The 14622-nt window shown below is 39.5% G+C and carries 13 protein-coding genes, 1 pseudogene and 1 riboswitch; of the genes and pseudogenes, 1 reads left to right on the forward strand and 13 read right to left on the reverse strand.

What is annotated here, in order from left to right; all coding sequences use genetic code 11:
• Window positions 1-262: 262 nt before the first annotated feature.
• The 7 genes from FC85_RS00365 to FC85_RS00395 all read right to left on the reverse strand — a co-directional run bounded on the left by FC85_RS00365 (window position 263) and on the right by FC85_RS00395 (window position 5653).
• A complete protein-coding gene (locus tag FC85_RS00365; RefSeq protein WP_057863597.1) occupies window positions 263-889 on the reverse strand; it encodes an NADPH-dependent F420 reductase in 627 nt (208 codons plus the stop codon).
• A 123-nt stretch (window positions 890-1012) separates the two neighbouring features.
• Entirely contained in the window at window positions 1013-1996 is a 984-nt protein-coding gene (locus tag FC85_RS00370) for an aldo/keto reductase (RefSeq protein ID WP_057863598.1), read from the reverse strand.
• 274 nt (window positions 1997-2270) lie between these two features.
• Window positions 2271-2834, reverse strand: a complete 564-nt coding sequence (locus tag FC85_RS00375; protein ID WP_186825082.1) for a GNAT family N-acetyltransferase — start codon at window positions 2832-2834, stop codon at window positions 2271-2273.
• A gap of 67 nt (window positions 2835-2901) precedes the next feature.
• Window positions 2902-3861 carry a 3-hydroxyacyl-CoA dehydrogenase family protein gene (locus FC85_RS00380; protein WP_057863600.1) on the reverse strand — a complete coding sequence of 320 codons (960 nt, stop codon included), beginning with the start codon at window positions 3859-3861 and terminating at the stop codon, window positions 2902-2904.
• 116 nt (window positions 3862-3977) lie between these two features.
• Window positions 3978-4829, reverse strand: coding sequence for a YitT family protein (locus FC85_RS00385; RefSeq protein ID WP_057863601.1), 852 nt, complete (start codon window positions 4827-4829; stop codon window positions 3978-3980).
• Window positions 4830-4892: 63 nt separating this feature from the next.
• Window positions 4893-5246, reverse strand: a complete 354-nt coding sequence (locus FC85_RS00390; protein WP_057863670.1) for a fluoride efflux transporter FluC — start codon at window positions 5244-5246, stop codon at window positions 4893-4895.
• Entirely contained in the window at window positions 5243-5653 is a 411-nt protein-coding gene (locus FC85_RS00395) for a fluoride efflux transporter FluC (protein ID WP_057863602.1), read from the reverse strand. The genes FC85_RS00390 and FC85_RS00395 overlap by 4 nt, the downstream gene beginning before the upstream one ends.
• A 45-nt stretch (window positions 5654-5698) precedes the next feature.
• Window positions 5699-5773, reverse strand: a riboswitch (Fluoride riboswitch).
• Between the two features lie 105 nt (window positions 5774-5878).
• Between FC85_RS00395 and FC85_RS00400 the strand changes: the two are divergent.
• Window positions 5879-6956 (forward strand): annotated as a pseudogene (locus FC85_RS00400) (S66 family peptidase).
• 86 nt (window positions 6957-7042) lie between these two features.
• Here FC85_RS00400 and rlmH read toward each other — a convergent pair.
• From rlmH to walK, 6 genes are all read right to left on the reverse strand, one after another.
• On the reverse strand, window positions 7043-7522 hold the full coding sequence (rlmH, locus tag FC85_RS00405; RefSeq protein ID WP_057863603.1) for a 23S rRNA (pseudouridine(1915)-N(3))-methyltransferase RlmH: 480 nt from the start codon (window positions 7520-7522) through the stop codon (window positions 7043-7045).
• Window positions 7523-8228: 706 nt separating this feature from the next.
• Window positions 8229-9494 carry a S1C family serine protease gene (locus FC85_RS00410; protein WP_057863604.1) on the reverse strand — a complete coding sequence of 422 codons (1266 nt, stop codon included), beginning with the start codon at window positions 9492-9494 and terminating at the stop codon, window positions 8229-8231.
• A gap of 267 nt (window positions 9495-9761) precedes the next feature.
• Window positions 9762-10565, reverse strand: coding sequence for an MBL fold metallo-hydrolase (locus FC85_RS00415; RefSeq protein ID WP_186825078.1), 804 nt, complete (start codon window positions 10563-10565; stop codon window positions 9762-9764).
• Between the two features lie 20 nt (window positions 10566-10585).
• A complete protein-coding gene (locus FC85_RS00420; protein WP_186825079.1) occupies window positions 10586-11425 on the reverse strand; it encodes a two-component system regulatory protein YycI in 840 nt (279 codons plus the stop codon).
• Window positions 11426-11443: 18 nt separating this feature from the next.
• Window positions 11444-12742: a YycH family regulatory protein gene (locus tag FC85_RS00425; protein ID WP_057863606.1), complete on the reverse strand. Its 1299-nt coding sequence runs from the start codon at window positions 12740-12742 to the stop codon at window positions 11444-11446.
• Window positions 12732-14585 (reverse strand): cell wall metabolism sensor histidine kinase WalK, encoded by a 1854-nt coding sequence (gene walK, locus FC85_RS00430; RefSeq protein WP_057863607.1) that lies wholly within the window; start codon window positions 14583-14585, stop codon window positions 12732-12734. Before walK ends, FC85_RS00425 begins: the two co-directional genes overlap by 11 nt.
• Between the last annotated feature and the right edge of the window lie 37 nt (window positions 14586-14622).

The raw sequence follows: 14622 nt of genomic DNA on the forward strand, positions 1-14622 counted from the left end.
ATGACTAATTGTGGGCTATTTAATTCTTCAATTAAACTCTTGACTAATCGTAGGAAACAGAGCGGGACAAAAGGCGTTTAACTTCCAGAGTGTAATTGAATTATCCGAATATTCTGAACTTGAATATTTGGATAATTCGATTACACGGCCGGAAGTTGCCTTTTGTCCCGCGTTTTTACTTGGTAATAATCGTGTTTACACTAACAGAGACTGGGCATAACAACTATTGTCTCAGCCTCTTTATTATATCTAAACCTTATTATTAAGCCTTATTTAATGCCGAAATTAACCGATCCCGATTAGCGCGAATCGTATAGGCCGGGGTGCCATTTTGAAATCGGAACCCCTCGTGCAACTGCCCAACATCATAAGTATCAAAACCAAATTGATCAATTAAATGACTAACAACGGTTTTAGCCTCAGGGTCATTACCGGCAATTGGTAATGTTCGTCGGTTAGGATCGTCCTTTGATGCCGCAGTCGAAAGCAAATCACCGGCAAAAATTGAATTAAACGCTTTGACAACGTTTGATTCTGGTAAATGAGCCTGAAGAAGTTCACTAGTCGTACTGGTGCCATTATCCAAAGCGACAATTTGACCATCCCGCGTTGGATAATAGTTCATCGTATCAATCACAATTTTGCCCTTCAATGGCTCAACCGGTACGCTTTGATAATTTTTGAGCGGGATTGTGACAACCACAATATCCCCTTGAGCTGCCGCATCTTTTGCCCAGGCCGCTTTCGCATGTGGCCCAAGTTCTGTCACCAAATTCTGCAACGTCTTCGGGTCGCGAGAGTTGCTGATGATGACATCATGACCGTGTTTAACCGCCAAGCGAGCAAGATTACTGCCGATATGACCAGCACCAATCAATCCAATTTTCACTTAGAATCATCCTTTCACTAAAAGCTAAATTTTAACTACGATCCTAGGTTAATAGATCACGGCTACATGATTCAAGTAAAAGGCATTCACATTCATCGAGAATAATAATGTTCGTTTTATTTATTACTCAGGATCAGCCAACGATTTACCGCTCTTTACTTTTTTAAAGTCTGCAAACGCGGTATCAATGGTTTGATATTCTGAATCATTCAATGTTATCCGCATTGCTTTAGCATTTGCAATAACTTGATCCGGCTTTTTGGCTCCGGGAATGACAACACTAATTAACGGATTTTTCATATACCACGCTAATATAATCTGAGCAACAGTCGCGTGATGATCCCTTGCAATTGGTCGGACCTGTTCAACGGCAGCTAAAGCTTTTGAATATCGTGGCTCTTGAAAATCGGCAATTTGACTGCGGATATCATCATCTGAAAATTTAACATTCTGATCATATTTTCCTGTCAGCAATCCGGATGCCAGTGGAAAATATGGGATAAAACTGATCTGGTTTTCTTTCAGATATGGCATCATCTCAACTGCGTGATCCTGGTGAAGTAGGCTGAACTCATCTTCAACAACGTCAACATAGCCATCCGTATTAGCTTCCTTAATCTGCGCCAGGCTAAAATTCGACAATCCAATTGCCTTGATTTTTCCCTGTTTTCTTAACTTCTGCAACGCACCAACGGCCTCGGCCTTTGGCGTTATTTTGTCAGGAAAATGAATATAATAAATATCTAAATAATCCGTTCCCAATCGTTTTAAACTGGCATCGACCTGCTTAATCAAAAACTGAGGATCATTATTAATCACTTCTTGACCCGACGAAAAATCATGGGCACCCTTGGTTGCTAACGTTATTTTTTCACGATCAAAGCTTTTAATCGCCTGACCAACCAGTTCCTCCGAATGCCCTAATCCATAAACATAAGCAGTATCTAACAGTGTAATTCCATGTTCAAGGCCGGCTTTGACAATTTCCAAACCAGTTTCATCTTTTAAATCCGGAAACAGGTTATAACCGCCAACTGCATTCGTTCCCAGCCCAAGTCGTGTAGCTGTGACGTTAGTCTTACCAATTGTTATCGGTTGATGTGACATAGTAATCCTCCTATATATTGTGAAATCGCTTACAATTATCTGTATCAATTATATCAAATGTTGATTGACAATTCAGCGATTTCCAGAAGACTCGTCACTTCCCTGTTAAAAGTTATCCTAAAAACGAATGCTAAGGCAAAAAGAGTGGCCACCAAGTATTTTCCCAGCTATATCAAATTTGTCACCAGTTATTCTTAGACCTGATTTGTTTGATGACACCCTTTATATTCCGGAAACGATGTACTGGTGATCCACTCTTTGGTTTATTTTCCAACTATGATGCTGATTGATCTGTGTCCTGTAATAATTGCCGATAAGGAATAAACGGTGCCGGCTTTTTAGGTAACTGATTGACCAACGATTTGGTCATCCAAAGGACATCCAACCACTTATTAGCTTTGAAACCAAAGTGCTTAAAGACTGCTGTCTGTTTGTAGCCGAACTTCTCATGAAACTTTTCACTACGGGCGTTCCCTGCTGTAATACAAGCTGAAGCATTCACAACGTGTTGTCGTTTTAATTCATGTTCAAGTACCTGATATAGTGTGGTGCCAACTCCTTTAGCCAATGTTTCACGTGTAACATAAATTGAAACCTCAACTGACCAGTCATAGGCATCCCGACCTTTATAATCATGGGCATACGTATAACCAATAATCTGGCCATCACTTTCCGCAACTAAATAAGGATACTTCTCTTTAATTGAAAGAATTCGCTGCTTAAAGTCTGAAATCGAAGGTGTGTTGTATTCAAGCGTAATGTTGGTTTGCTCAACGTAATAACGATAAATGTTAACCAAAGCTGGCGCATCGTTGATCGTAACCGGCCGAATATGAATCATATTTGAATCTCCCATCATAGATTTAATGAGTTTTATTATACAATCACCAAGTCATTTCAAACAGTTAAATTAATTTTTTATCGCTTTTCACCATGTCCAACAATTTTTGATCCCGCTGCGCGACAATCTCTTTGCCTTTATCACCTTGCCAATCAAAGAATCCTTCACCTGATTTCAGACCAAGTCTGCCTTCATCAACCATTTTCTCGAGAAGTGGATCGGTTTCCTGTTCACTTGCCAAGTCCGCATATAGATAACTGCTAATATTTTTAAAGACATCCAATCCACCCAGATCCGCACTGGCAATCGGTCCCACCAAAGACCAGCGACGTCCCAAGCTATATTTAATAATGTCATCAACTGCAGCAGGATCAGCAATGCCATCTTTAACAATTTTAAACGCCTCACGTAAAACCGCGAGTTGAATCCGGTTGCCAACAAATCCCAAAGATTCCCGTTTCAAGGCAATGGCATGTTTGCCAACGTGATTCATTAATGCTGTTGTCAATGTAATCGTTGCTTCATTAGTTAGATTACCGGGAACAACTTCCACCAAGGGCATCAATTGAGCTGGATTCCAGAAATGCGCAACAACCAATCTCTCTGGATGGTGCAGCTTAGATTGAATTGCAGTAGGGCTAAGTCCGGACGTGTTGGTTGCAAAAACTGTCTCATCAGAAGCGAACTGTTCAACCTTTTGCCAAACTAATTGTTTCACAGTCAAATCTTCAACAATTGATTCAATAACGAAATCTGCCTTTGAAATCGCTTTCTGGTAATCTGTAGTTGGGATTATCCGGGCTAAAATATCCGTTTCTTCATCAGCTTGAACGATATTGGCACCTAAAAATGTTTGAAGATCGTGTTTAATCAAATCAAGCCCATGATTTAATGCTTTCTGTGTCGTATCCAATAAATAAACGTGATAACCGTACATTGCAAATTGCAAAGCCGTTGCATGACCCATTGTGCCGGCACCAATGTTGGCAATTGTTTTAATATCTGATAGTTTTAAAGAATCCATTTTGCAGACCTCCGATTCAAAAACGATAGTAAAGCGGTTACATTTTTCTTTACCGTCAGTGTAGCATAGTTACCCGTTAACCTTTAATAGAATGGTTGTTTCAATGATCTGATCTATTAAAGGATCTTCCCAATTGACTCGCCCTTGACACTATGGACGTCATCAACGACGACAACAGCAGTCGGATCAATTTCTGAAATCAGCGGTACGAGTTGCGCCGCCTGCTTATTGGTACAAATCACGTAAATCATTGGTTGTTTTTCCTGATGATAATAGCCCTTGGCATTGATAATTGTGATCCCCTGCTTAAGCCGTTGTGATAACTCATACGTAATTTCTTCGGTTTGATTGGTAATAATGGTAACAGCTTTTCGGGCGCCAAATTTTGAAAGAAATCGATTTAAAACCGCTGCACCAACATAAAGTTCAACAATCGTTAATAGCATATTTTGAAACCCAATAATAAATCCCGAGGGAATGGCAACAATGAGGTCAAAGAACAGCATTGCCGAACCCGTCATCATTCCAAAGTAGCGGTTCATAATCTTCGCCAGAATTGTACTACCGGCGATCGTTCCCCCACCACGGAAAATAACCCCGATCGCGATCCCCATGAGAACACCACCCGCAATTGCCGGGATGATGGTTTGCGTTGTGTGATAATTTAATAATCGTGGCAGTTTCAAAAAAATCGAGATCCAAATCACGGCCCAAAGTGAATAACCAACTGTTTGCCGATCCAAAAATCGAAAACCAATCAAAATCAAAATGCCGTTTGCAACAATGTTGGTTAAAGCCGGTGGAATATTTAAGGCGTAGTAACCAATCGTTGTTAATCCGGTAACACCGCCTTCGCCAATTTGATGGGGAATCAAAAAGTCGGTGATTGCGACAGCATAGATGAAAGCACCAAGGATAATTTGTAGCCCATTCCAAGCGATTAGTGCACGTTTATTGTTAATGATCATCACCCCTTTTGTAAACATAATAGGTTAATTATACGGCAAACCGTGTTGCCAACAAAATTGCGATTAAGTTGCCAGGTTGCCGAACCACAATCCGAGACAAATCGCACCAATTCCAAAGAAAGTCGATCCGAGATAATAAATAGCAGCTACCCGATATTGACTATTCTTGATTAAGATAAACGTATCCATCGTGAAAGTCGAAAATGTTGTAAATCCGCCACAGATTCCGGTAACCAAAAACACCGTCAGTAGTTGATTGGAATGGATTCCAACAACCAGCCCCGCTAAAAACGCCCCACTAATATTAATCAGCCAGGTTGCCAAGGGCATTTTCGGCCACAGTCGTTTACCAACAAGGGTAATGATATATCTCAAAACCGAGCCAATTCCGGCTCCTAAAGCAACCAGGCCAATCATGACCATAACCCTCGCCCCCGATTAATCCATTTAGCGGACAAATAGCCAAATAAGGCCATTAAAAAACCGCCAATTAAATTTAAAGTCAGAAAAACAAAAACACCAATGATGTGTTGCTGATAATTAGTGATAAATGCCAACATCAGGGCAGAAAACGTAGTAAAACCGCCAATCACACCGGTTCCCAACCCCAGCATCAACCATTCCGGTAAATCAAACCGCATTGAAATCCCATAAATCATAATGGCCATTAAAAAGCAGCCAATCAAATTAACAGCCGTCGTTCCTGCAAATTGGTTAAACTCATTCAAATAATCACTGAGTTCATAACGCCCTACGCCGCCCATTGCGCCGCCAATAAAAATTGCGACAAACTGCCCGATATCTTGCCAATTGAATCTACTCATGATCCGTTCTCCTTTCAAAAATAAAAAACGCCTACCTTAACAACCGTTAAAGTAGACGTCATCAACTCTTTGGTGTGTTAACACTGCTGAGTAAGGGCGAACGTCATCGCCGTTTTAATAGTTAAAAGTATAGCAAATCAGCTGAACAAGAACAACCCGCCATTGTTAGTGAAATATTAAAGCCTTATAATGAAACTTAATTTTGACAAGCAAGGAGGAATTCTCATGATCAAGCCCAATCGACTTCATCCTGGCGATAAGGTTGCAATCGTTAGCCTTTCCGGTGGCATATTGGGTGAAATCAGTGCCAAACATCAGCTAAAATTAGGAACTAAACGTCTTAAATCGTTTAAACTCAATCCAGTCATCATGCCCAACGCTTTAAAGGGTCTAAAATTTCTACAAGACCATCCCGAAGCGCGGGCTCAAGATTTAAAAATTGCCTTTTTGGACCAATCAATTAAAGGAATTATCTGCGTTATCGGTGGCGATGATACCTATCGCTTATTACCATACTTGCTGAATGATTCGGACTTTATTCGGGCGGTGCAAACTTCCCCCCAAACTGTTTACTGGTTTTTCCGATACAACGATTAATCATCTAATGTTCTATCAACTTGGCATGACCAGCTTTTATGGCCCAAATTTCTTAAATGACTTAGCCGAACTTGGTCCGGTAATGCTACCGTATACTAAGCACGCTTTTCAAAACTTCTTTAATAATCAATCACCCACCGAAATCAAATCCAGTCCACTCTGGTATGAAGAACGAACTGATTTTTCGCCATCTGCTTTAGGAACTCCCCGAATTCAACATTTTGAAACGAAGGGTTACGAAGTCTTACGTGGTTCAGGCAAGATAACCGGCGCCCTTCTCGGTGGCTGTATCGACAGCTTCTACGACATTTTAGCAGGTAACCGTTATCCTGACGAAAAACCAATCGCAGAAAAATATCATCTATTCCCATCTAAAGAAGATTGGTAGGACAAAATTCTGTTTATCGAAACCAGTGAGGAACGCCCTTCCCCAACACTTTACAGACAAATGCTTTTGAAACTCAAGGAAGTGGGCGTACTATCTGCCGTTTCGGCCATTATTGTCGGCAAACCCCAAGATAATACCTACTACGAATCCTACAAACAACAACTATTAGCTGTTACCGAAGACCTGCATACGCCAATTCTATTTAACCTAAACTTTGGTCACAGTTATCCGCGAACCATTATTCCATATGGATTGAAATGCCAAATTAATTTTGATCGCGAATCAGTTGCAGTTATTGAACCTTGGTTTAGCGACTAACGATGCTTCCCAAGGGTATTCATCTGTTATTCAATACCTTGATAATAAAACCTAAAAGCTTAATAACAATTTCCGGCAAATCATTTCTACTTATGGTACGGGCTACCCTCATTAATCATAAATGCCCGATAGATCTGCTCAGTCAACACTAATCTCATTAGCTGATGGGGCAACGTAAACTTTCCAAACGAAATTTGGTTATCAGCACGATCCAACACGTGTTTTGACAATCCCAACGACCCACCAATCACGAACGTAATATCGGAATGGCCATAGGTTGTGAGGTCAGCGATTTCTTTGGCAAAGGCTTCAGACGACCGCTCTTTTCCCAAGATCGCGAGCGCATATACGTATTCGCGATCTTTTATCTTGTCTAAAATCCGCGAACCTTCTTTATCCATCACGTCATCCATTTCAGCCTGACTTAGAGATTCGGGTGCCTTTTCATCGGCAACTTCCACAATCTTGAATTTACAAAAACGCGATAACCGTTTCGCGTATTCCGCAATTCCTTGTCTAAAATAGGTCTCTTTTAATTTACCAACAACGACTAATTTGATATTCACTGGATCAAGTCCTCCAAAATTATTGGTTTCCTGTGTAAAAAATGGTGCTTATAAACAAGTTATCCACAAAGTTATCCACAGGTTTATGTGAATAACCATTTTTACACTCACCCGCATTTTTTGCCAAAATGTCAAGGGTCAAAATACTTATCCACAAAATTGTGAACAACATGTGTTCGCAATCCAACTACGCAAACCCTATTATAACAGCATCTATAGCTCCGAACAAAGTAATATTTTTCTTGAAAAAAAGTTATCCACAAAACTGTGGATAACTTTTGGCATTTAGTGGACAACTTCTAACAGCTAATCTACCACTATTTTACAAGTAGCTTGTGGATTGTCCACAGACTTATCCACAGGCCTAATGTGTATAAACCTGCTCATCTCTGTTCTTAACTGAATTTTACTTGCAAAATTAATAGCTAAGTTCGGATCTGGTATCGAATAGTCATAAAAAAGGGCTTACTTTAATTGACTCGTTCGGAAACAAAACATACCGTTAAGTTAGGTAGTTATGATTGTTCAGTTTCTTTATTCCCGATATTCAGCGTCGGCTACAGTGCACCCGTAGAAACCGGTAACTTCAAACCTTTAGATCACTTCAGACCCAACTGAAAAAAAGTCCGATTAGAAACCAAACAATCGGGTTTCTAATCGGACTTAACTAGCATAAGCAGCCTTAAAAGCACTTAAAAATCACTATTTATTTACTTGCTTCACTTAATACCTTGCTGGTTGCTTTTTGGTTCAATGTAATCTTACCAGTTTCTTTCTTACCTTTTTGATAATAAGTGGCTGAAATGGTATCGCCAACCTTATGCTTATACAGAATATCGCGAAGCTGACTCTGTTCAGTAATCTTAGTACCATCCAACTCGGTAATGACGTCATATTTCTTAATCCCTGCGCGTTTAGCAGGTGAATTAGCATTAACTTGGAGAACAACCGCACCTGAGGTAACATCCTTAGGAACCTTCAAAATTGAGCGTTGCTGTTGTTCTGAAATATTGGAAAGATCGGTGTAGCCAATTCCAAGCGCTGGTCGGACAACCTGACCATTTTTGATTAATTGGTTAATAATCGTCACGACTTCGTTACTTGGAATCGCAAAGCCCATCCCTTCAACGCTGGTTCCCTGCTGATCCTGCGCTAATTTCATCGAATTAATTCCAACAACTTGGCCGGCAAAGTTAATTAATGGACCACCTGAGTTCCCAGGATTAATGGCTGCATCGGTCTGAATAACCGTTGCGTTACCAACTTGTTGTCCAGACTCAGAGGTTTGCGGTACCTCTCGTTTCTTCGCTGAAATAATTCCCTGAGTAACCGAAGTGGCATATTGAGAACCAAGTGGCGATCCAATTGCCAGAACCGGTTCGGCAACCTTAATGTTATCAGAATCACCAAAGGTCGCTACTTTATTGATTTTATTGGAGTTAATTTTAATAACGGCCAGATCAGTAACGGCATCCTTACCAACAACTTTGGCAGAAACTTTCGATCCATCATTTAAGATAATTTCCAAAGCATTCGCACCTGAAACAACGTGATTATTGGTGACGATATAAGCAGTGTTTCCGCTCTTTTTGTAAATAACACCCGAGCCTTCACTGGAAGCCTGTAATTCACCGCTCTTTTTTGAACTTCCTGAAGAACTGGAGCCGCCTTCCAAACCACCGAGAATGCCAGCTAAGCTATTATCACCAGAGCTTTCACGTTGAAGATTAATAACGGAAACGACCGTACTCTTAGTTGCATTAAACGCTTTTTCTGCCTGAGTATTGAGGTTCACTTTCACATTGCTGATCTTGGTATTACCATTTTTATTACTGCCAGAAATTAATTCTGTCCCGGTACTATTGTTGTTACTGTTGAAATACGAAACACCGCCATACGTAATTCCGCCACCTAGTGCACCGGCCACTACAGCAGTTACAATAATTTTTCCAAAACCATTTTTTTGTGCCAAATTAGTGTTCCCCCTTATATATTCTTAGTTTTATAATAAACTTTTTTCTTGAAAAATGTGTGATTAATATCTTAGGAAAGTTTAAAGGATCTTTTATAATTTTTCAAAATTGATACTGGATAACAAGAATCAATCACGCTTATCCATTAATTCAATCTTACTAGCCAAAAAGGACCAGAACAAATTTTCCGTTGCCCCAGCCCTCTATTAACTTATAGAATAACACCAAGTAATAATATCGTGTTTAAAGATTCTTTCGCTAATCCCTCAAATAATCATCAATGGTGAGGCAATTTCTGGTTCTGTATCATACAATTTAAAATCGCTACCCACACCCATATCATGATCCGCTAAAATCGACGCAACGGTCAAATGGCAAAGCGATTTCATGTTATTGTGCTGACTCCGATGACCTAGGAATATTTTCTTGGTTCGATGACCAACCACATCTAACATTGTATTCGCACCATCTTCATTTGATAAATGACCTTGGTCGCTAAGAATTCGCTGTTTCAACGGCCATGAATACTCACCGTTTTCCAGCATTTCAATATCATGATTGCATTCCAATAAATAACCGTCGGCATCTTTAATCACGCCTTCCATCCGGTCTGAAACATAACCAGTATCTGTGAGAACCACAAACGATTTATTCCGATGATGAAACACGTAAAATTGGGGCTCTGCAGCATCATGAGAAACTGAAAAGCTTTCAATATCAATATCACCAAAGTCCATAACTGTGTCGGGCGGAAAAATGTTTTTCTCATCCTCAGGAACTTTGCCAATTTTAGAACTCATTGCATCCCAAGTTCCTTGGTTGGCATAAACGTTTAAATTATAGCGCCTTGCCAAAACACCCACACTCTGACGATGATCAGAATGCTCATGTGTCACAAGCAACGTATCGACATCGTTAATATCGCGATCAATTGACTTCATGAGGTTCGCGATTTTTTTGCCGCTTAAACCAGCATCCAACAGAATCTTATGCTGTGGTGTCTCAACATATGTGACATTACCGGTACTACCACTGGCAAGCACACTAATTTGCATTTCATCATTATTCATGATCGTTCTTCTTCCCAACATTAATTAGTTAAGTCAGATAAGTCCTGACTATCCTTTAGATTTCCAGTTGTCTCTTTGATAATACCACCAGTAAATGCATTAATCTTCTTCAATTGGATTTCTGGAGAGTTTTGTGGCTTAATACCAATAATCCAAGTTGGAATGAAGACCCGGTCGTTATCAATCGACAATAGCTTCGTATATCCCAATTTTGTCCAAGCAATTTTAGTATTGTTTGGAATCTCGTTATATTGATACAACCATATTAAAGCACGAGTTTCCGAAATTGTCTCTGATTTTTCTCGTAAGCTTTTAACGTCTTGAAGATATGATTGCGTGTAACTAACAATTTGATGATTGGCATTCAAAGTAAAACTAATTTGGGCCTCACTAGAATAAATTGAACTCCCCATTGCCTTTTGACTGTAAACAAGATTCCTGGAGGTTGAAAGATTCTTACTGTAAGAATACTGGCCGCCATTAACAACAAACGTTGGATCATCTAACATCTGATTAATTGATTTCTGCGGCGTTGTTTTATTAACCGTCACCGGTTCTTTAAATTCACTTTCCAGTTCATGGCTGACATAGTGGGGAGTCTGATTAGCCAGCTGCCCCATTTGTTGTCGTAAAATATCATTTTGGGTCCCTGACAGATAATAGGCAAAGTTTTTCTTCTCGGATAAGTGACTCACCTCAATCTGGTCGTCTCGCATTTCCTTAACAACTTGTGAATCAGAGTCTCCATCCGACATGTTGTCGGCCTGTTGATTTGTATTCTGCTCAAACATCCCAAAAAGAAAAATATCAATCGCAATAAATGTGACCAAGAAGATTAATTCAATTCGTCTAAAGTTCAATTGGCTCCCCCCTCTCTTCTAGTATTGATTCATTAGAGATGTATAACTATGCCATTGATTATTGTAATAAATATACCAATCAGGAATAAGATTAATCAGCAGCTGTGACTCCTTATCTTTCTGCCAACCGTAACCAATTCGCATTTGTTGAATATCTTTGGTCTTGTATCCACGGGCAACTAATCGTCTAATAACCACCTCAGTTGCTGGTAGGGTTGTGTAACCACGTTTACTTGGAATTGGTACTTCTGGGTTATCCAGTGAAAAGTTCAATCGTTTGGCACTCGAATTCATAATCCTGGTTGAAATAGTCCCAAAACCATTCGCTCTAAAGATCGGGAATCCTTCAACAAAGGTTCGATACATCACTGTTCGGGTTTTGGTATCATAGCGGAAGAAACGCACGTTATCCAACGGCAATCCCAACTTGACCAAATCTTTGTAAGAATTATTGAGAACTGACGTAATTGCTCGCTGATCCTTATTAGTTCGATAATCAGAAAATTCTACCATTCGGGTTTGCGAATTAAACGTTAGCTGCAGTGAATTTTGATCGCTATAAATTAGCAGATTTCGACGTCGTTTAGCAGTAACATTTTGTGATTCTTCGTTATTCATCAGTCGACTTACAAAGTAATCCTGTGACTGTCGATCAACTAAATACTTATAGGGTTGCATTTGAACCGAATCATCCACATAAACCATTGGTTGCTTGTTAAATAAGCGTAATGATGCAGGAATGGTTCGAATATTCATGTCCAACACTTTGTTCAAACTCTTTAAATCGTGGTGTTGAACACTAACTTGATACACTGCAAAATTCTTATCATTTAATAAATACAGTTTCGTTGAATTATTAGTTGGTAAAACAATCCGATTAACAGTGTGATTGGGAAAATTTTTAAACCGATGATTAACGATTTGATTAACGACTTTAATTGACACCGGACTGGAGTAATTCAACATAATTGAATCCGGTCGATTGGCGATATTTAAATACTTGGTTTGCGAATCACGACTTAAGGTTTTAATTTTAGCATCATGATAACCCTGCATCGTTTTTTTAATTTCGGTAACCGCGTTGACCAACCGGTTAACCAAAATTTCCTGGGTACCATCCGAATTAGTATGAACTGCCTGAATTGGCGTATACACGTAACTCTTCGGTTTACTTAACTGTTCAGTTTGCGGATTCTGTTCTGAATTTTGTTTACTTCGATAGTTAGCTGGATTGGTCCATAAAACAACAGAAAGCGTCAGGCTAACAACCACCGCGATGGTTAGTGCGATTGGTATCAGGTATCTACTAAACTTCATCCCATAAGTCCTCCTCTTCTAGCGGTTCATAAGGTAAGGCAATATAGAATGTTGATCCTTTGCCTTCAACACTTTCAGCCCAAAGTTGGCCATGCAAGGCTTCAACAACCTCTTTGGAAATAGCTAATCCCAAACCACTGCCACCTTGTTGACGAGAACGGGCCTTATCAACCCGATAGAACCGATCAAAAATATGGGGAATATCCTTACGGGGAATTCCTAAACCTTGGTCACTGATGCTTAAAATAACTTTATTTCGAGTTTCATACAAGCGGCAGGTAATCGCACCGCCATCAGGTGAATATTTAATTGCGTTGTTCATCAAGTTATCAAGAACTTGAGTAAACCGGTCCGTATCCAAATCAACCCAAAGATCCCGCTTTGTAAAGTAACGTTTGATCTTGTATGTTTTCTCAGGATGATCATCCTTTTTTAAGATCATGTCAAATCTATTTAAGACATAGTTAAATAACTCATTAATATTAACAAGTTCAACTTCCATTTTTTGAGTTCCGGAATCCATCCGTGACAATGTCAGTAAATCATTAATCATCCGAATCATTCGATCTGTTTCATCCTGAGTAACTTTCAAAAACTTAGGAGCTAATTTAGGATCCTTCCAAGCACCATCATGAAGGGCTTCAATATAAGAACGAACACTTGTTAATGGGGTTCTTAACTCATGAGAAACATTGGAAACAAATTGTTTACGATCCTGATCAATTCGTTGTTGTTCAGTAATATCACGCAAAACGCAAACCAAACCACTAATAAAACCCGATTCACGCTGAATTAATGAAAAATGGGCATGTAAGATAAGACTGTGATCGTCACTTGAAAAATCAAGAATCAGTTCGTCCGGTTTTTCCAACAAGTCACGCAGACTGTAATCCTTACGAATATCTAACACATCTAAAATTGACTGACCCATTGCCTGATTCTCATCCAAATCAAGAAAACTGGCTGCCGTGTCATTAATAATAATGACGTTCCCCCGTCGATCCGTAGCAAGCACACCATCGGTCATGTTAGCTAAAACCGAATCCAGTCTTCGACGCTCGGATTCGGTTGATTCATGTGACTCCTCAACCCTAACTGACAAGTTGTTAACTGCGCTGGCTAATTGACCTAGTTCATCATTTCCGTAAACGTGAACTTGACCAGAATAATCGCCACGAGCAATTCGGATAGTTTGTTTCTTCATTTCTTCAATTGGTCGAGTAATCGCCCTGGAAATCACAATCGAGATTAATAGACCTAAAATAATCGCTATCGAAGCCGCAAATAAGTAAATCACGGTCACACTACTAATACTTTGATAAACATTGTCCAAGTTGGCTTTTGTATAAACAACCCCAACTAACGTACTGTTATTTCCGGATCCTTTAATCAACGGCCTAATTGAGGTGTAATACCGCGTATTACTTGATGAATCATAGGTATTCTTCTCAACTTTTTGACTACTATAAATCGCATTCTTAACGTCATTATCAGTCGTTTTTTGGCCAACGATAGCCTGATTATTAATTTGATTGGTTCCTCGAATTGTCCCTTTATTATCAATCACTTGGATTTGCGCAGAGCTACTGCTTCCCGAGTCGTTCAAGATTGCTCTAATTCGAGAGTTAGCAGCTGATTCATTTCGACGGGAAAGTTCTGTTTTTAGAGAATTACTGACGTAGGTTTGTAATTGAATCTGATTTTTAAACGTTGTTAGATTTTGATGTTCCAATTGCCTCACAAAAACAGCCCCAACGATTTCAAGCGTTACTAATAATACAAGGGCGAAAACCAGCGCTATTTTGAATTTGATTGATTGGTAAAACTTAATTCGATTATTCACAACCAGCTATTACCTCTTACATTCATTGTTTCTAAAA

It is taken from the genome of Lentilactobacillus diolivorans DSM 14421, from assembly GCF_001434255.1.
Taxonomy (GTDB): Bacteria; Bacillota; Bacilli; order Lactobacillales; family Lactobacillaceae; genus Lentilactobacillus; species Lentilactobacillus diolivorans.